Origin of the sequence: Bacteroides stercorirosoris, from assembly GCF_900142015.1 — a bacterium.
In the GTDB taxonomy this organism is placed as follows: domain Bacteria; phylum Bacteroidota; class Bacteroidia; order Bacteroidales; family Bacteroidaceae; genus Bacteroides; species Bacteroides stercorirosoris.
The window spans coordinates 50831-70116 of sequence record NZ_FQZN01000017.1; the positions used below are offsets into that span (position 1 = coordinate 50831).

The 19286-nt window shown below is 42.7% G+C and carries 17 protein-coding genes and 1 tRNA gene; 9 read left to right on the forward strand and 9 right to left on the reverse strand.

The genetic code is table 11. From position 1 onward, the window contains the following. Positions 1-34 precede the first annotated feature (34 nt). Positions 35-1789, forward strand: a complete 1755-nt coding sequence (locus BUC01_RS13735) for an ATP-binding protein (RefSeq protein WP_073313984.1) — start codon at positions 35-37, stop codon at positions 1787-1789. Here the strand turns inward: BUC01_RS13735 and BUC01_RS13740 are convergent. Continuing rightward, on the reverse strand, positions 1744-3270 hold the full coding sequence (locus BUC01_RS13740; RefSeq protein ID WP_025834398.1) for a MutS-related protein: 1527 nt from the start codon (positions 3268-3270) through the stop codon (positions 1744-1746). The genes BUC01_RS13735 and BUC01_RS13740 overlap by 46 nt on opposite strands. A gap of 137 nt (positions 3271-3407) precedes the next feature. Then, positions 3408-3851 carry a VOC family protein gene (locus tag BUC01_RS13745; protein ID WP_025834399.1) on the reverse strand — a complete coding sequence of 148 codons (444 nt, stop codon included), beginning with the start codon at positions 3849-3851 and terminating at the stop codon, positions 3408-3410. Between the two features lie 323 nt (positions 3852-4174). Here BUC01_RS13745 and BUC01_RS13750 point away from each other — a divergent pair, with 323 nt between their 5' ends. After that, positions 4175-5788: a serine hydrolase gene (locus tag BUC01_RS13750; protein ID WP_073313986.1), complete on the forward strand. Its 1614-nt coding sequence runs from the start codon at positions 4175-4177 to the stop codon at positions 5786-5788. A 74-nt stretch (positions 5789-5862) separates the two neighbouring features. Here BUC01_RS13750 and BUC01_RS13755 read toward each other — a convergent pair whose 3' ends face one another. Further along, entirely contained in the window at positions 5863-7365 is a 1503-nt protein-coding gene (locus tag BUC01_RS13755; protein WP_025834400.1) for a glutamine synthetase family protein, read from the reverse strand. Positions 7366-7513: 148 nt separating this feature from the next. Here BUC01_RS13755 and BUC01_RS13760 point away from each other — a divergent pair, with 148 nt between their 5' ends. Next, positions 7514-7792: a DUF202 domain-containing protein gene (locus tag BUC01_RS13760; protein ID WP_073313988.1), complete on the forward strand. Its 279-nt coding sequence runs from the start codon at positions 7514-7516 to the stop codon at positions 7790-7792. Here the strand turns inward: BUC01_RS13760 and BUC01_RS13765 are convergent. Both BUC01_RS13765 and BUC01_RS13770 read right to left on the reverse strand, forming a co-directional pair. Then, entirely contained in the window at positions 7722-8765 is a 1044-nt protein-coding gene (locus BUC01_RS13765) for a beta-ketoacyl-ACP synthase III (RefSeq protein WP_025834401.1), read from the reverse strand. The two genes, BUC01_RS13760 and BUC01_RS13765, sit on opposite strands and share 71 nt — an antisense overlap. Positions 8766-8927: 162 nt before the next feature. Then, the gene (locus tag BUC01_RS13770; protein WP_025834402.1) at positions 8928-9575 is read right to left on the reverse strand and encodes a flavin reductase family protein; all 648 of its coding nucleotides are present in this window, start codon (positions 9573-9575) and stop codon (positions 8928-8930) included. A 188-nt stretch (positions 9576-9763) separates the two neighbouring features. Here BUC01_RS13770 and BUC01_RS13775 point away from each other — a divergent pair, with 188 nt between their 5' ends. Then, positions 9764-10411, forward strand: coding sequence for a CatB-related O-acetyltransferase (locus tag BUC01_RS13775; RefSeq protein WP_025834403.1), 648 nt, complete (start codon positions 9764-9766; stop codon positions 10409-10411). 94 nt (positions 10412-10505) lie between these two features. Here the strand turns inward: BUC01_RS13775 and BUC01_RS13780 are convergent, their stop codons facing one another. Further along, positions 10506-11558 (reverse strand): class I fructose-bisphosphate aldolase, encoded by a 1053-nt coding sequence (locus BUC01_RS13780; protein ID WP_025834404.1) that lies wholly within the window; start codon positions 11556-11558, stop codon positions 10506-10508. A gap of 129 nt (positions 11559-11687) precedes the next feature. Between BUC01_RS13780 and BUC01_RS13785 the strand changes: the two genes are divergently transcribed. The 3 genes from BUC01_RS13785 to arsM all read left to right on the forward strand — a co-directional run bounded on the left by BUC01_RS13785 (position 11688) and on the right by arsM (position 13470). Beyond that, on the forward strand, positions 11688-12167 hold the full coding sequence (locus BUC01_RS13785) for a GNAT family N-acetyltransferase (protein ID WP_025834406.1): 480 nt from the start codon (positions 11688-11690) through the stop codon (positions 12165-12167). A gap of 90 nt (positions 12168-12257) precedes the next feature. Beyond that, the gene (locus BUC01_RS13790) at positions 12258-12584 is read left to right on the forward strand and encodes an ArsR/SmtB family transcription factor (protein WP_025834408.1); all 327 of its coding nucleotides are present in this window, start codon (positions 12258-12260) and stop codon (positions 12582-12584) included. 76 nt (positions 12585-12660) lie between these two features. Further along, positions 12661-13470, forward strand: coding sequence for an arsenite methyltransferase (gene arsM, locus BUC01_RS13795; protein ID WP_073313990.1), 810 nt, complete (start codon positions 12661-12663; stop codon positions 13468-13470). Positions 13471-13762: 292 nt separating this feature from the next. Here arsM and BUC01_RS13800 read toward each other — a convergent pair whose 3' ends face one another. Next, the gene (locus BUC01_RS13800) at positions 13763-14617 is read right to left on the reverse strand and encodes an AraC family transcriptional regulator (RefSeq protein ID WP_025834410.1); all 855 of its coding nucleotides are present in this window, start codon (positions 14615-14617) and stop codon (positions 13763-13765) included. Between the two features lie 128 nt (positions 14618-14745). Between BUC01_RS13800 and BUC01_RS13805 the strand changes: the two genes are divergently transcribed. After that, complete coding sequence (locus BUC01_RS13805; protein ID WP_025834412.1) at positions 14746-15375, forward strand: nitroreductase family protein; 630 nt, start codon at positions 14746-14748, stop codon at positions 15373-15375. A 276-nt stretch (positions 15376-15651) separates the two neighbouring features. On the opposite strand, the gene BUC01_RS13810 is transcribed toward BUC01_RS13805, so the two are convergent. Beyond that, positions 15652-15736, reverse strand: a tRNA-Ser gene (locus BUC01_RS13810). A 465-nt stretch (positions 15737-16201) separates the two neighbouring features. After that, complete coding sequence (locus tag BUC01_RS13815; RefSeq protein ID WP_073313992.1) at positions 16202-16639, reverse strand: DUF6078 family protein; 438 nt, start codon at positions 16637-16639, stop codon at positions 16202-16204. Positions 16640-17057: 418 nt separating this feature from the next. Here BUC01_RS13815 and pflB point away from each other — a divergent pair, with 418 nt between their 5' ends. Continuing rightward, on the forward strand, positions 17058-19286 hold the full coding sequence (pflB, locus tag BUC01_RS13820; protein ID WP_073314017.1) for a formate C-acetyltransferase: 2229 nt from the start codon (positions 17058-17060) through the stop codon (positions 19284-19286).

Here is a 19286-nt window from a genome sequence, read left to right on the forward strand (position 1 = left end):
TTTATTCTTATTTTTGTGAGAAAATAAAAGAGTTATGATCCAGCCAGCAAAGCGTAAACGCATTCCTTACGGAATGATGAACTTTATTGATGTCCGTGAAGACGATTGTTACTATGTGGACAAGACGCATTATATCCCCCTTATAGAGAATGCGAACAAGTATTTCTTTTATATCCGTCCACGCAGATTCGGCAAGAGTCTGACTATTTCCATGCTCCACCATTACTATAATATTCTGGAAGCGGACAAGTTTGAAAAATGGTATGGCGACCTTTATATAGGCAAGCATCCCACTTCCGAACGGAATTCATATCTCATTATTTATCTGAACTTCGCTGTGGTAAACGCTGAATTGAAAAGCTACCGACAATCATTGGACGCACACTGCAACACTGAATTCAACTTCTTCTGCGACATTTATGCCCAATATCTGCCTGAAGGAATAAAAGAAGAAATGAATAAGAAGAAGGGAGCTGTAGAGCAATTGGACTATCTATACAAAGAATGCGTCAAGACCAATCAGCAGATTTATCTGTTCATCGATGAGTACGATCACTTTACAAACAAGATATTGTCTGAACCTTCCTGCCTGGAAGACTATAAGAGCGAGACACACGGAACAGGTTATCTACGCAGTTTCTTCGATACGGTAAAGGCTGGCACCTATTCCACTATCAAACGTTGCTTTGTGACAGGTGTCAGCCCCGTCACGATGGACGACCTGACCAGTGGTTTCAACATCGGCACCAACTATTCGCTTTCTCCGGAATTTAATGAAATGACCGGATTCACCGAAGAGGAAGTGCGGGCGATGTTGGATTATTATGCCACTACCTGCGAGTTCCACCACTCCACCGACGAACTGATAGAAGCGATGAAGCCTTGGTATGATAATTACTGCTTTGCCGAAAAAAGCTATGGAAGCACTACAATGTACAACTCCAATATGGTGCTTTACTTTGTAGACAATTACATCCGCAACGAGGGAAATATGCCCCGCAATATGATAGAAGAAAATATCCGTGTAGATTATAACAAGCTACGGATGCTTATCCGTAAAGACAAAGAATTTGCCCACGATGCCTCTACCATCCAGACATTGGTACAACAAGGATACGTCACTGGTGAGCTGAAAACAGGCTTCCCAGCCGAAGCGATTGCAGAACCGGACAACTTCGTCAGCCTGCTGTTCTATTTTGGCATGTTGACCATCAGCGGAACTAAACAAGGAGAGACACTGCTGACTATTCCGAATCAAGTAGTGCGTGAACAACTGTACAGCTACCTGCTCGATACCTACAATGAAGCCAATCTTCGTTTTGACAACTGGGAGAAAGGAAAACTCGCTTCCGCAATGGCCTATCGTGGCGACTGGAAAGCCTATTTCGACTATATCGCCGAATGCCTGCACCGCTACTCTTCTCAGCGAGACAGGCAAAAGGGGGAAGCATACGTGCATGGATTCACCCTCGCCATGACCGCACAAAACCGCTTCTACCGCCCCATTTCCGAGCAGGACAATCAAGAGGGGTATGCCGACATCTTCATGTTCCCTTTGCTGGAAATCTACAAAGACATGCTTCATTCCTATATCATCGAACTGAAATATGCCAAAGGGAAGGATAGCAATGAAAAAGTGGAGCAACTCCGTCGGGAAGCTATCACACAAGCCGAACGCTATGCTGCCAGTGAAACGGTACAAAAAGCAATAGGTACGACGACCCTGCACAAAATAGTAGTCGTTTATCGGGGAATGAAGATGGAGGTATGTGAGGAGATTAGTGAGTGAGCCTCCCGAATCAGTCCGGCAGGATACTCACAAAGTTCCAATATCTTAATCGCATTATGTTCGGTCGCTATGCCTTTCTTCAATTTATAGTCGAAGGACAAGACACCCTCTTTCACAGACTCGCTGAAATAATACAATTCATACTCCTGTTCCAGCATATCCGCCAGTTCAAGGTCGTGTGTGGAGACAAAGACTAAATTACCGTTTTTCACCAGCCATGACAGTACAGACTTGGCTATGGCTATCCGCTCTTTAGTGTTTGTTCCACGAAAAAGTTCATCGAGCAGGAACAAATGGTTACCATTGTCGCTTTTATCTATGAATTCTTTGATGGTCGTCACTTCCTGCATAAAATAGCTCTTATTTTCCATCAGGTTATCTCCCTGATGGATGGAAGACAGCAATGACATTTGCAGGTCCGCTTCAAAAGTCTCTGCAAAACAGGTATGGAGTGCTTTTGCAGCCAACAGGTTCACTCCTATTGTCCGCATGAAACAGGTTTTTCCTGCCATATTCGAACCGGTTATCAGTGCCGACTTTCCGTGCAGGACAAGGTCGTTCGAAACACAATTCTCTATCAGAGGATGATAAACAGACCGGATACGCAGCCTCTCACCCGCCTTGTTCTCTCCCGGCAGACAATAATAAGGTAAATTCTCCCTCAATATGGAGACTGAAAAGAGGGTATCTAAAAAGCCAATAAACTGGTAGATGCCATGAATGGCAGCAGACTTCTCTTTGAATAGTTTGAAAGTTTTCCCCACTGCATAAGCTTCATGAAGAAAGAATATCCGGGCAAGTTCGGCTACAATATAGAACAGAATAGCCATATCATTATCCAGCGTCATATTGAAACGGAAGTAGGAAATATACTTTTTCAGCCCTTCCACCTCCTTCAAATCATCAGATATACCTGGGATCACAGACGCAAACTCCCGCTTCTGCGCCAACCGTTCAGCCTGCCTTATCATTTTAAACAATTGGGGAATTGAGAAAAAGTATCCCTGTATCTTCGGCTTGCAGCGATAGTGCAACACGACGTTAGTGATGAAAGCAACGACAAACAGAGCCAGGAAATATCCTGAATGGGCAATCAAAGTCAAAGCAAGAAACAGGAACGGCAGGAAACGGCAAATGCTGATAATCTTCATCTCCTTACGGGAAATCTCCACATTGTTCCCCTCAATGATGGATACAATGGAGTAAGCGTCCGGCTTATTCAGTTCCTTCAAGGTCTTAGACAAGAAATCGCGCAATTCCGTATTTGCAGACAGTGAACCGAGCAAAGCCTCCTGCTTTCCAACGCCCGAAACTTTGTCCGACAACAAGAGGTAATACAGGTATTGCCGACCGATGGATGAATTGCAATAATCTATTTCTGCAAATAGATCATCCAGATTTAAATCAGCAACACAATTAGCGGGCAGTCCCGTTTCACTCTCTTCGGTTCTATAAAGGAAATAATTAGCGATTTCTGACATAAACAATAGCTTTTGATAGAATTTTATTCGGCTTCTTCCGTATCAAGACAGAAAGGATGTCCTGCCGGGTCAATCATAGTTCTTGAGGTTCTGAAAATCTATGAAAATCAAGTGAAAAAGCAATCATAATCCAACTCTTATTGAAATTTCTTATCTTCTTCGAGGAGTTCCTGACTAAATTGCTCCGGCGACAGAGGGGTAAAGAGTTCTATAAGATTTTCTTCGGGATCGCGCAGGTACAGGCAACGCATCCCCCAATCGGGCATATCCGTAGGTTCATTGATAAACATCACGCCTTTTGCTTTCAGAGCGGCAAAGGTTTCGTCTAAATTATCTACACTGAATGAGACCATTAACTTTTCACGCATCGCAACGGGCTGCTGTTTATCTGCATTGCCCACTGAAGGTGCCATCCAGTCGGATACAAAAAGGGTGAAGCCTTCTATTCCGTCGGCCACTTTAAAACTGGCGTATCCGCTGTTTTCATCTCCCCAGGCTGGTTCTAATCCGAGTTGTTCGGTGTAGAATTTAAAGCATTTAGCGAAGTCTTTTACTAATAATCTTACGTTGTTAAATCTCATTGCTTACAGATTAAGGGTTTATAATTTGTTTCTTAAATAGTTAAGATGCAAATATAATCATTCTATTGGATGGAATTTCAAAAATCCGTATTTACCTCAAAAATGATTCATAACCTACTTGTTATGAGACACGCATATCAGTACTTACCTTATTAATATATAAATCCTATACATTACATAAACAATTAGTATAGCGGAAGCCCTTTTTACTGCAATCGGGAACAATTGCATAGTTTATATGTTGTATCGTCATTTTCTCGCAGCCCCAAACCGCCTACCTTTGCAACATCGGAAATCAACAATAAAACTCTGATAAAAATAGTATGAAAAAGAAATTATTAACATTAGCAGGTTTGCTGATATCGGGAACGATTTTGGCACAAGACGGAGGAACAATTATGAAGAAGTATGAAAATCAATTGCCACAGGAAGGCAGGGGAAATGTGCACGTAGCTTATCAGGGAAAAGCTATCGACCAAATGATTTATGAATTCATGGAAGAACAGGGAATACCGGGCATGACGCTCGCCATCGTGCAGGCTCCCTACATCCCCCGTGTCGTAGGCTACGGAGTCACGGATTTTGAAAAAGGAAATCTGGCGGCAGCTAAAACCCTCTGGCCTGTCGGACCTATCTCTCAGGGATTTGCGGCCGTAGCAATCATGCAATTATACGAAAAAGGGAAATTGGATCTGAACGAGCCTGTCGGAAAGTATCTCAAAGATATCCCGGAAAGCTGGCAGAACATCAGCATACTCCAACTGATGCAACATAGTTCGGGCATTGCCGATTATCGTTCACAAAAGGGCTTCGACGTATCCGCCGATTATCAGCCCGTGCAACTGATAGAAACCGTAAAGGCTATTCCGTTGGCTTTTGAACCAGGTACGGATGTGAAGCAAAGTGCCACTAACTTCCTTCTGCTGACGTCTGTGATTGAAAAGGTTAGTAAAATGTCCTACCACGATTTCGTAAAGAAGTATCAGATAGACTATCTCGGACTTCAACAGACTTACTTTGGAGAAGACCTTGCGAAAGTAAAGCAGGAAGACGTAATCACTACCGCCAATGTGCACCAGACTTTCAAGAAAGATAAAGATTATATCAATCCATCGGAGACGACCACGGGGTATATAGAAAAGGATGGCAAGTTGGTAGCCGCCCCTACTGTTAGCCCGACGGCCATGAAAGGTTTTTCCGATATATGGGCATCAGCCGAAAACATCAGCCATTGGGATATCGGCCTTGCCGGAGGTGTGCTGATTGCCAAACCGGAAAACCGGGACATCATCTATAAACCTACCAGGCTTGCCAATGGAAAAATGATTCCCGCCATAGCCGGATGGCAGTTCTACAATCACAAAGGACTGATGGATATCAAGGGAAACGTATCAGGACATTCAGCTTTCCTGAGCCGCTTTACAGATGCTTCGGAGTTGGTATGCGTCACCCTTCTTGCCAATAAGGAAGGCGTAGACATGACCAATCTGGGACGCAAGATTGCTGCTGCCTTTGATAGCAGTAAAATGGGCACAGGAGCCAATGACAATCTGCTTTATACTTACGAAAGCCAGTTCTGTGTAGCCGAAACCGTGACACGCATCGAGCAGACATTGAAAACAATGGGTATCCCTGTATTTGCCATATTCGACCACGGAAAGAATGCCGAAGAGGTAGGTCTTGAACTCCGTCCGAACCAGGTGATTGTTTTCGGTTCACCCAAAGTAGGAACCAAACTGATGCAGGATAATCCAAGTATTTCCATTGAATTACCGTTAAAGATATCGGTATGGGAAGATAAGAACGGAAGCGTATGGGCCACATTCCCGCAAATGAAAGTGATGGCAGCAGAATATGGGCTTACAGGAGAGCCGGTAATTGGAAAGATGCAGGAGTTGTTAGAAAAGATAGTTATTCAATCGGCAAGTGTATATTAAGACAGAAACACAAAAATCAAGATAAGGAGGGTAAAAAAGATTTTTACCCTCCTTGTTTATCTCAACCCAATCCTTTATCCGCAATGGAAGTACTTCCTCACCAATGCCAACATTGCATCCGGATTGTTCTGTATATCACTACGCAATGTCTTGTCATCATAAGAGCGCAGTTTACTGATAATTCCGTCAATCATTGCAGGGCTGAACACTCCGTACTGTTCAAAAGAAGCACGTTGCTTTTCCAGACAATCAGCAGAAGCGACACAGCTATCGGGCAGTTGCGCCAGTTGCTTCAACTTGTCTTCATTCTCTTTCTTATGGATATTCACGTTTACATACGTCTTTTCTGCAATATCCAAAGCATTTTCCATCTCAAAGCCATGACGACAAGCCACCGCCAGCCCGGCTATCAACTGATATAAATCTGCCGAACCGTCGGGAGAGCGCATTTCTACAGTCTGCTTTTGCGTAGTGTCATAGTGACTCGGGGCTTCCAGCGGATTGGCCAACATACACATATCCGTCTTTGCCGACCAGCCCAACGGTACACGTACCAATACAGAACGGTTGCGGTCGCCCCAACAAATATTCGTCGGTGCCTCCTGGTGCGGAACAAGACGGAAATAAGAAGTAGGATTGGTATTGCCGAAAGCAGTAATAGAGGGTGCCAGCTCCATCATTCCTGCAATAGCTTTGCGGGCTGTCTCAGAAAGTATACCGTCTTTCAACATCTGATTCTGTCCGTCCTTCATAATACGCATATGAATATGCAGACCGGAGCCAGCTTTTCCTGTTGTGATTTTGGGTGCGAAGGTTATGTCGTATCCGTACTGATAAGCCAGGTTACGGATAACCCATTTAGCTATCATCAGTTGGTCGGCAGCACGGTCGGCACGTACCGGCAGGAATTCGATTTCATTTTGCTCATAGACTTTGCCATCGAGCGTGAAGTTACCCACTTCGGAATGACCGTACTTGATTTGTCCACCGGCTCGCGCGATATGCAACATGCAGTCCGTGCGGAAATCATTGAACTTGGCATAAGGAGCCGATTCATGATAACCACGCTGGTCGGTAGCCGGAAAAAGTCCGTCATCCTCTGCTATTACATAGTATTCCAATTCGCCCATAGCCTGAAATTCCATCCCCGTCACATCGGTAAATGCCTGGCAGGCTTTCCGCAACGTGTATTCCGGAGAGCTTTCCAACAGTTCGCCGTCTTTATTGAAGTAAGAGCAAAGCATGGAAAGCGTAGTTGTCTCAGCAAAAGGATCAATGAAAGCGGTACTGAAACGAGGCACCACATATAAGTCACTGCTACCCGCCTCGATGAATGAGAACAGGCTCGATCCGTCTACACGTTCTCCGCAAGTAAGTATTGCATCGAGATAGGCAGCATCGTTAATAACAAAATTCAGTGTTTTCAGTCGCCCGTCTGCAGCAGGATACATGAAGTTCACCATGCGGATATCGTTTTCTTTGATATAAGAAATGATGTCGGCTTTCGTAAATTCGGAAGCTGGCTTTTGAAGAGCGGCCACCAGTTGATTGGCGCTCATTGATAGTTCTTGATTCATAATACGTTGGTTGTTTTTTAAGTTTATTGTTACGGTCAACAAAATATTGTCATGTAATGATTCCCCACAAAGATAATATATATCTAATAAACTATTTGCGTTTTCGCACTGTTTATAATAAGAAGAGTTACATTAAAAAAACAAGGTTATGCAAAAAACTACCGACAAACCCGAAAACAATGAATTGATACTCCGTGACCATCTGGCGCTCGAACGTACCAAACTTGCTAACGAAAGAACATTGTTTTCGTATATCCGTACGTCGCTTTACCTCCTAACCGCAGGGATTGGAATATTACAGATTGATAGTATTTCACGTCTGGACAGACTTGCATGGATATGCATAGTCTCCGGAGTTATTCTGTTTTTGGGGGGCTTTGTCCGCTTTTGGCGGATGAAGAAGTATCTGAATCATATCCCCACTTGACGTAAACAGCTCCCCAGGCAAACCCTGCCCCAAAGGCTGTGAAAATCAGTTTATCGCCTTTCTTCAACTTGCTTTCAAAATCCCAGATACAAAGCGGAAGCGTGGCGGCGCTTGTGTTGCCATAACGCTCGATGTTAACCATCACTTTTTCAGACGGCACTTCCAAGCGTTGTGTTACAGCACTGATTATGCGCTGGTTAGCCTGATGAGGTATCACCCAGGCAAGTTCGTCTTTGCTCAAGTGATTTCTCTCAATAATAGATTCGCAAGCCGACGACATATTGGCTACAGCATACTTGAATACCGTGCGGCCCTCCTGATAAATATAGTGCATGTGATTATCCATTGTATAATAGGAAGGGGCGCATACAGAACCACCGGCTTTGATATGCAGGAAAGGCAATCCCTTACCATCCGTTCTCAAAACGGCATCCATCACACCATAATCTTCCGTGGTAGGCTCCAGCATGAAAGCTGCCGCCCCATCGCCAAAAATCGGACAGGTGGCACGGTCGGTATAATCTATTATTGATGACATTTTATCGGCTCCCACCACGATAATCTTCTTATAGTTTCCTGAGCGGATGAAATTCGCTCCTGTCTCCAGCGCATACAGAAAGCCACTGCAAACAGCTTGCATATCAAAAGCGAAAGCACGCGTTAAGCCCAGTCTTTCGCAGAGGATGGAAGCAGTTGAAGGTAAACGATAATCAGGAGTAGTAGTGGCTACAATCACCAGGTCAATATCTTCCGGATTGGATTTTGTGCGTTGCATCAATTGTTTTGCAGCTTTACGAGCCATATATGAAGTGCCGCGCCCCTCTTCATTCAGAATACGTCTTTCCTTTATACCGATACGTCCCATGATCCATTCGTCAGAGGTATCGACCATTTTAGAAATTTCATCATTGGTCAGGATATAGTCGGGTACATATCCCCCGACTCCTGTAATCACCGCATTTATTTGCTCCATTAGTGTTATAGTTTAGTACATTCTGAATTAGGTGGTTAATAGTGGCACTGGTAAAATGCGGGCGCAAATATACAGAAAAGAGGATGAATTCCAAGAATTGACCGAAAAACAGTTGTCCTTTTACCAATGAAAAGGAAATTTTGACCAAATTTTAGTTGAAAATTATTTCTTAACCCAAATATTGGTTATTTCGGAAATAAACATTTGATGCTTGGAGGATTCGTTTTTATATGATTCTTCCATGACCTTAGTTTTGTAGGGCTCAGTCAGATTGGCATAGTCCAATTCCTGAACAAACATCTTCTTACATTCAATAATCATTCTGGCTTCTCCAAAGCTCATTAACCCGGATGGTGTTTCCAAAGGAGTAAGTCCGGCTTCCTCTATCTTGTTTGTATCTCTTCCCGACCTTGTTCCGCATATACGCAGGGCATTGCGGTATTTCTCGTCAAAGAAACTGAGGGTGAAACTTTCCTCCTGTTGCAAGAATTGATAGGTATAGCGGGTATCGCGAATGAAGATAAAAGTAGAGGGACGCTCCCAAATATATCCGACACCTCCCCAACTGGCGGTCATCGTATTGTAGGAGCCTTTATTTCCTGCCGTAACAAGCATCCATTCTTTACCGATAAGTTGAATTACATTATCAGGCAGATCAGATGCCTCAATCTTATCATAGCGGGATTGCCAATCAGTAGAAGTGACATTACTTTTAGTATCTTGATTACCTGCTTTTTTATCACTACTGTTTGTACAAGATGCAACTAATAAGAAAAAACTGATTACCGGTAATAAAATCTTTGTCTTCATGGCTATAGGATAATAATTGATTGATCATTTAACAGTGCCCAAAGATAATCAAATTGCTCATAACTCCGATGTTAATGAGAAAGAGAAATAAAAATGAGGCCTACACTACGGTTTTAGAAATAATATCTTTCTATATTTGCATATTGCAACAACCCAAAACCGATTGCAATCAAAAAAGATTAATCATCATGAATGCTCAAACATATCCCCGTACAAATGATTTTCAGACTATTTACCTGAATACAGTTATTAAAAACCCCAATATTATTGTAGGTGACTACACGATATACAATGATTTTGTAAACGACCCCACACTGTTTGAAAAGAACAATGTATTATATCATTATCCCATCAATAAAGACCGGCTGATAATCGGGAAGTTCTGCTCTATCGCCTGCGGTTCCAAATTTCTTTTCAATAGCGCAAATCATACTCTGAAGTCCTTGGCAAATTATACATTTCCATTATTCTTCGAAGAATGGGGGTTAGATAAAAAAGATGTAGCCTCAGCATGGGACAACAAAGGTGATATTACTATTGGTAATGATGTATGGATAGGTTATGAGGCTGTAATTATGAGTGGAGTACATATAGGCGATGGGGCAATTATAGCGTCACGGGCAGTAGTAACTAAAGATGTTCCTCCCTACACTATAGTAGGTGGAACCCCGGCTAAAGAAATACGATTGCGCTTTGATGCGGACACGATTGCCCGATTACAAGAATTACAATGGTGGAACTGGCCTATTGAAAAAATACGCAGTAATTTACCGTTAATAATGAATGGAGAGATTGATAAACTCAAATATTCCTCTTTCACAGGAAATCGGTCTTAGTGACAACCATTCAAGGGTTATACATGAGGCGGATTTCCCGGAAACGTTCATATTCGAGATAGCATTTTTCCGCCCCATGATAAACTTTACTAATTTATGCAATAGTTATCGAAGAATCCAGATAAACATCCTGAATCGCATTCAACAACTGAACACCCTCTCCTATCGGTTTCTGAAATGCCTTTCTTCCGCTAATCAATCCCATTCCACCGGCACGTTTATTGATAACCGCCGTAACAACAGCATCGCGCAAATCCGATTCTCCATGAGATTCACCACCCGAATTAATCAGACCTACACGGCCCATATAGCCGTTAGCAACCTGATAACGGCACAGGTCGATAGGATGTGAAGTTGCAAGTTCAGAGTACATTCTTTCATCTGTTTTACCAAAATGGATGGCTGTGAATCCTCCGTTATTGGAAGGAAGTTTTTGTTTTACGATATCAGCCTTAATGGTCACTCCGATGTGGTTAGCTTGTCCGGTTAGGTCGGCTGCCGCATGATAATCCGTACCCTCTTTCTTAAAATCATTATTTCTCAGATAGCACCATAAAATAGTAGCCATACCTAATTCATGCGCATACTCGAAAGCCTGCGATATTTCAACAATCTGGCGACGACTCTGTTCCGACCCGAAATAAATAGTGGCACCAACTGCCACCGCACCCATATTCCAGGCCTCTTTTACTGTTCCAAACATTACCTGGTCGTAAGAGTTCGGGTAAGTCAGCAATTCATTATGGTTCAGTTTCACAACAAAAGGTATTTTGTGTGCATATTTGCGAGCCACGGCTCCCAATATGCCGAATGTAGATGCAACTGCGTTACACCCTCCTTCAATAGCCAATTTTACTATATTTTCAGGATCAAAATAGATTGGATTCGGAGCAAATGACGCTCCGGCTGTATGTTCTATATCCTGGTCGACCGGCAAAATAGATACATACCCGGTATTTGCAAGGCGTCCATGCCCGTACAAGGTTTGCAAACTATTAAGCGTACGGACATTCCTGTCAGAGTCCATCCAGACTTTATCAATCATATCAGGCCCCGGAACATGAATTAATTTCTTATCTATTGTCTTACATGTATGGTTCAGGTAATATTCTGCCTGTTGTCCCAACAAATCAACTGTTTTATTCATAATTATATCCGTTTTAAGTTATATGATAAGAAACAGTTTTCCTTTGTTTATTGTTTCGCTGTTTCATAGAATAAATGATTGCTTCTCTTTATGAAAACTTTTCGTATTTTTGCGGAAAACAGATTTATTATGGAAAATAGAAACTACCGATTCAGGAAAGCAACTCTCGCTGATATCCCGGAGCTAAAGGAGATGTACAAAGCAACTTTACGCGCTATCAACAAAGCTGACTATACGCCAGAAGAAATAGAGGATTGGGCTTCATGTGGGGATGATATACAACACCTGACCGATTTAATCACCAATCTATATTTCATTGTTGCACTGAATGAAGAAAACCAGATTATCGGATTTACATCTATACAACAAGATGGTTATTTGCAATCCATGTTTGTGCATAAGGACTATCAAGGCAGAGGAGTTGCAAGTTTTCTTTTATCAATGGCCGAAGAATATGCAATAGAACGACAAATCCCCATAATAACCTCTGAAGTCTGCATCACGGCAAAACCCTTCTTTGAAAGTAAAGGTTATAAGGTAATGCGTGAACAAAAACGAAAAGCAAATGTATTGTTTCTCACAAATTATTGGATGAAAAAAGAACTGTAACCGTCTTGCACTTAACCGAAAAAAACTGTTTTATTTTGCCATTCAAAATATTGTTCGTAGTTTTGCGAACAAACAAATAGAAGAGCTGAAGTGAAAGAGAAACAGTATACAGCAGAACAGGAACAAATTGCTCGCTTTGCCAAAGCAATGGGACATCCGGCACGGATGGCTATTCTTGCTTTTTTGGCAAACCAGGAAAGCTGCTTCTTCGGTGATATCCACGAAGAATTACCTATTGCTAAAGCAACCGTTTCGCAGCATTTGAAAGAGTTGAAAGAAGCTGGTTTAATTCAGGGAGAAATAGAAACTCCCAAAGTCCGGTATTGTATCAACCGACAAAATTGGGAACTCGCCCGCAAATTATTTGCCACATTCTTTGGTGACTACCAATGTACGGAAACATCGTGCTGTGGATAACAGCACTTTTTTTTGAAAAGAACGTTCGCTGTTCTACGAATTACGATTATAGTATAAACTTTAATACAGGCTAGAAATGGAAAATAATCAGAATCTGAAAGAATTAGTGAAGCAACGCTATAGTGAACTTGCTTTAAATGCCGATGAACCCAAAGGATGCTGCTGTGGCAGAAACCCGGCAAGCCCATCCAAGAAAGTATTCACTATCATGAGTGAAGATTATACAAACTTAAAAGGGTATGAACCCGATGCGGATTTAGGAGTGGGATGCGGACTGCCGACTCAATATGCTGACATAAATAAAGGTGATACAGTTGTTGATTTAGGTTCCGGGGCAGGAAATGATTGCTTTATTGCCCGTGCAGAAGTGGGTGAGAGTGGCAGAGTCATTGGCATTGATTTCTCCCCCAAAATGATATTAAAGGCTCGCAAGAATGCACTCAAGCGGGGATATACTAATGTGGAGTTCCTGGAAGGAGACATAGAAGAGATGCCTCTGCATGACAATACTGCAGATGTGATTGTAAGCAACTGCGTGCTAAACCTACTTCCCCAGAAAAATATGATCTTCAAGGAGATTTACCGCGTACTAAAACCGGGAGGACATTTCTGCATATCAGATGTCGTACTTAACGGAATATTCCCCAAAGAGTTTACAGATAATGCTGCCATGTATGCGGGATGTATCGCAAGTGCCATTCAAAGGGAAGATTATCTGAAAGAAATAGAAAAAGCTGATTTCATGGATATTCGCGTTGAAAGAACCAAAACAGTTCTTATTCCTGATGAAGTACTATATGAACATTTGGATGAAGACACAATTCGGAAGTATAAATCAGGCAATGTCGGGATTTACTCAATAACAGTAACAGGCTGGAAACCATAAATGATATAAATAAGGTATAGCGTGTAAAATCTATTTCCTATACAAATCTGATATGTCAGTCGCTGAGAAAGTTTGAACTTGCGGAATAACGAAGTTACTAACGAAGCAGACTAACGCTTACAGCGTTCTCTGCTTAGCCATTGATAGCAACAGTGCAAAACATGAAAATTATAAAAATGACATTGTTTTACTTACTATTGGCAAGTACCCTTTAGGTAGATACAGGTTTCATGGCTCAATGACACAACACTGTTCCGATTTATGTAAGTCTTTGAATATAAACATTTAGCATTTAGGTATTTACCTTCCTATAGTCCTTTGGTGATACTCCTTTCAATTCTTTGAAAACTCTGTTAAAATGTGGAACATCATTAAAGCCTACCGCAAAACAGATTTCCGAAACTTGTTTTTGTGAGTGTTTCAGAAGTTCACAAGCAGTATTCAAGCGATACTGGGTAACAAATTGTGAGAATGTCATCCCTTTGCATCGCTTGAAATAAGAGCAAAACGCAGAACGGTTCATGCCCACTTCGGCGGCAATTTCATCTAAAGAGATAGTATGAACATAATGAGCCATCACATAAGTACAAATTTGTTGCATACGTCTTACATCACGTTCAATGTTCATAGGTTTACCTGCAAAAATATGGTCGGAAGTATTGAAAATAATAGGTAGTAAGCGGAACATTTCGCACAATCGACCTAATTCGTCCATTTCGTTCATCTGAGATAATATTTTGCGAATGATACGAGAACTTTCCAGTCCAAACTTTAATGCATTAACAGGAAATGTAAGACTTGCTAAACGATTTCGCAATTCGGGAAATACCTCCATGCACCTCGTTACAAAAGAGTGACTGAAAGCAACCATCAAGTAGTGAATACACCCGTCACTGTCTGCCGATGAAGGTATATATTCCCAATAATGATGCATGGATGGTGGTATCAATGCCACATCTCCTGCCGAAAAAGATTGTAACGTATCACCTGCCATCCGAGTTCCATATCCATGTAACACATAATATAACTCCCATGCATCATGCTGATGCAATTTGGCTTCTATATGAGTATCAACTCGTTGGTCTATAAAGAAGAACGAATGATTTTCCACTTCGGGCAATTCATAAGGGATAATTACTTCTTCCATAATTGCATATAAATTAGTTCTATGCAAATATACGACAATTATACAAAACAATACCACAAATATGCAACAATAAACAGCCGTAACTTTGCTGCCGAAAACAATAAGTATAACTATTAAAATGTATTGTTATGGATTTCTATCAAGTATTAGAGAAAAGAAGAACCATCCGCGACTTTTCCGATAAGGAAGTAACGGATAAAGTGCTGGAAAAAGTATTATCGGCAGCCTTTAAAGCTCCGACCAACGACCATTTGCGACAGTTTGAGTTCATTGTGGTGAGAGGGCAAGAAAACATTGCCCGACTTATATCGCCAGTGGCAGAAAACACCAAAAACATTCAACAGACCGGACTTGAAGCCGCCGCAGATGTAATGGACAAAGACGGATATGCCATGTTTGTTGATGCGTTACCCAAACAACAACGTATGCTAATGCAGAGTAATTGCCTTGTTCTACCGTTTTTCCGACAAAAGGATTGTCCTCTGTGTCACCCGACAGACCAAAGTTCACTCAATTATTTCGCTTCGGCATGGGCGGCAGTAGAAAATATCTTACTGGCAGCAACCGCAGAGGGACTGGCGTGTGCGTTCCGTATTCCCATCGGTAACGAACCGGAATATGTAAGACACCTCGTTAATGCTCCCGAAGAATACGAGTTTACTTGTTTTCTTGCCATCGGCTATGCAGCGGAAAATGCACATATCTGCAAACAGAAAGAAATTTGGATAGAGGATAGAATACATCGTAATATTTGGTAATCTCAAAAATGAAAGGTTCTTAGTTACACAGAGCAAGAAATGAAAAAACGAAATCAAAAATTAGTGCCCAATAGTACCAGAAGTTCGCCAATTTCAGACTAAGTGTACCCCTTTTACGCTTTCTGTTGTCGGGGGTACGAGTTAGGTTACTAACTTTGTCTTTTAAAGGCTAAATGATGTCCGGTAGGGCAGACATAAGGGGATAAAAAAGTCCCACAAATCATTGAATTTGTGGGACTTTACTATTCATTATCCGGCTTTGTCCGGTTAATTCAGCGGAGAGACAGGGATTCGAACCCCGGGTACCTCGCAGTACAACGGTTTTCAAGACCGCCGCAATCGACCACTCTGCCACCTCTCCAAAACTTCTCTTTCAAGAAGTGCTTTTCTCTTAAAGCGGTGCAAAGTTACTATTCTTTTTTGATAACGCAAACATTTCTGCGCAAAAAAACAGCTTCTATACCTAAAATAATATACATACAAGAAGATTAGCCGATGCTACGAATCCTATAGCATCACAAGTAAACAAAATCACTGTAAAGCAAAGTAGGAATAGTTTCAATAGAATGTAAACTAAAGCAGGAAAGAACAATAGTATGTGACAACTCATTTAGTAACTAACAACTGATAGTGACAACCATTTTAGTATAAGTCAGACCATTATCAGGACAATGCAAGGGCACACTCGTTCCCATGAAGAGAAACGAGCGTTCCCACGAAGAGAAACGATAGTTCCCATTAAGGGAAACGACAGTTCCCATTAGGAGAAACTGCAGTTTCCATTAGAGGAAACTGTCGTTCTTATACGAAATCAGAAATGAGCCCTTTAGTCTCCCCAATTATATCTATCCACATAATCGTCAAAGTAGTCATCCAACTGGAGTCCGCACTCTTTGGCCAAACGAATGATATACTGCTGGTCAGCAGGCTTTATCAACCAGTCGCCTTTACGGGCAAGATAGTAGTTCTTGCGTCCGAAGTGTGAAATAAGCCGGCACCTGAAAGTATCGGAAACACTGACCGTCAGGGAATTCAGTAACTGCGTGAATCCTTTAGCATAACGCACTGTCTTGTTCGGACGATAATATTCGCATTTTCCCTTCATGGCTTGCAGTTTTTGAGGAGTCAGGGTGGGCAGGAACGGATATTTTACGGGAGCATGCTCCAAAGCTATGTGGCGCAGACAAGTAGAAGCCTTAGGGCAATCGGCAGATGCACATAAGCCAAAACCATAAGGCACCTGCGAGTAATCGAATGTTTCCATATCGTGTTTATTAATAATTGACGGCAAAGGTAAACAGAATAAATCGGGAAAAAGAGGAAAAGATTGAAAAGATTTAAGAGGAACAAAAGGTGATAGTGACGGCAAGTGATTTGCCGTCACTTTTGTCAGCACTAAGAACATAGCTAATAATCAAGCAGATACACCACACGAGTGACGGTAAAACATTTTGTCTACACTAATAACATCCTATCTATCAACAAGATAATATGAAAGTGACGACAACCGCCATAAAAACAAACTTTCCAGTGAGTGATGAAAGTGGCATACCTAACAATAGTTATTTTATGCTGTTCAACATAAAAAAGGCATATATATCCATACTATTACGGAAATATTTCCGTAATTTTGCAGCCCCAAAAGGATAACATTACATTTACCCACTAACAAAATGAATATTATGGAATTGAACAAAACCTTTATTGACGGGCTTTGGAGCAAAGAAATCAATGTCAGTGATTTCGTTAGTAAAAACATCGCGCCTTACACTGGAGACGCATCCTTCCTGCAAGGACCTACCGAGCGCACGAAAAAAATCTGGGAACTTTGTCTGAAAGCACTCGAAGAGGAAAGAGCCAACAACGGCGTCCGCTCTCTCGATCCCCATACCGTATCTACCATTACTTCACACCAGGCAGGCTATATAGATAAGGAAAGCGAGCTTATCGTCGGCTTACAAACGGATGAATTGCTGAAACGTGCCATCAAACCCTTCGGCGGCATCAACGTAGTGATGAAGGCTTGCCGTGAAAATGGCGTGGAAATAGATGATAAAGTAAAAGAAATCTTCACCCACTACCGCAAGACGCACAACGACGGGGTGTTCGACGTATATACCGAAGAGATCCGCTCATTCCGCTCACTGGGCTTCCTCACCGGACTGCCCGATAACTATGCCCGCGGACGTATCATCGGCGATTACCGCCGTCTGGCACTCTACGGCATCGACCGCCTCATCGAAGCCAAACAAGAAGATTTGCACAATCTGACCGGCCCGATGACTGACGACCGCATCCGCTTGCGCGAAGAAGTGGCAGAGCAAATCAAGGCTTTGAAGGATATTAAAGTAATGGGCGAATACTATGGTCTCGACCTCAGTCGCCCGGCAACTTCGGCACAGGAAGCTGTGCAATGGGTGTACATGGCTTATCTGGCTGCTGTGAAGGAACAAGACGGTGCTGCCATGTCACTGGGTAATGTTTCCTCGTTCCTCGATATCTTTATCGAGTACGACCTGGCACATGGAAACATCAACGAAACGTTTGCTCAGGAACTGATTGACCAGTTCGTAATCAAACTCCGCATGGTGCGCCATCTGCGTATGCAGTCGTACAACGATATCTTTGCGGGTGACCCGACTTGGGTGACCGAAGCCATCGGCGGACGCTTCAACGACGGACGTGTGAAAGTGACAAAGACTTCTTTCCGCTTCCTGCAAACGCTGTACAATCTTGGCCCTTCTCCCGAACCGAATCTGACGATATTGTGGGGACCTGAGCTGCCCGAAGGTTTCAAGGAATTCTGCGCAAAAGTATCAGTAGATACCAGCTCTATCCAATATGAAAACGATAATCTGATGCGCGAAGTGCGCAACTGCGATGATTACGGTATTGCGTGCTGCGTATCTTATCAGGCTATCGGTAAGCAAATCCAGTTCTTCGGCGCACGTGCCAACCTGGCAAAAGCCTTGTTGCTTGCCATCAATGGCGGCCGTTGCGAAAACACGGGTACGGTTATGGTAAAAGGCATCCCCGTACTAACCAGTGATGTGTTGAAATTCGAGGAAGTGATGGCGAATTATAAAAAGGTGCTGACGGAAATTGCCCGCGTTTACAACGAAGCGATGAACATTATCCACTACATGCACGATAAGTATTATTATGAAAAAGCGCAGATGGCGTTTATCGATACAAATCCGCGCATTAATCTGGCTTATGGCGTAGCAGGTCTTTCCATTGCCATCGACTCACTGTCCGCCATCAAGAACGCAAAGGTTACGGCACGCCGCAATGAAATCGGCCTGACGGAAGGTTTCGATATTGAAGGAGCATTTCCTTGCTTTGGTAATAATGATGACCGCGTGGACCACCTCGGTGTGGACTTGGTGTACTACTTCAGCGAAGAACTGAAGAAGTTGCCCGTTTACAAGAATGCCCGTCCTACCCTTTCATTGCTGACCATCACTTCTAATGTGATGTACGGTAAGAAGACGGGTGCCACTCCCGACGGACGTGCCAAAGGTGTGGCTTTCGCTCCGGGTGCCAACCCGATGCACGGACGCGACAAGAACGGTGCCATCGCATCGTTGAGTTCCGTAGCCAAGTTGCGTTATCGTGACTCACAGGACGGTATCAGCAATACGTTCTCAATTGTTCCGAAATCTCTCGGCCCGACTGCGGAAGACCGTGTTGAAAACCTGGTAACAATGATGGACGGTTACTTTACCAAAGGTGCACACCACCTGAACGTAAATGTACTGAACCGTGAAATGCTGGAAGATGCCATGGAGCATCCGGAGAAGTATCCGCAACTGACAATCCGTGTTTCGGGCTATGCTGTGAACTTTGTGAAGCTGAGCCGCGAACATCAGTTAGAGGTTATCAGCCGCAGCTTCCACGAAAGAATGTAA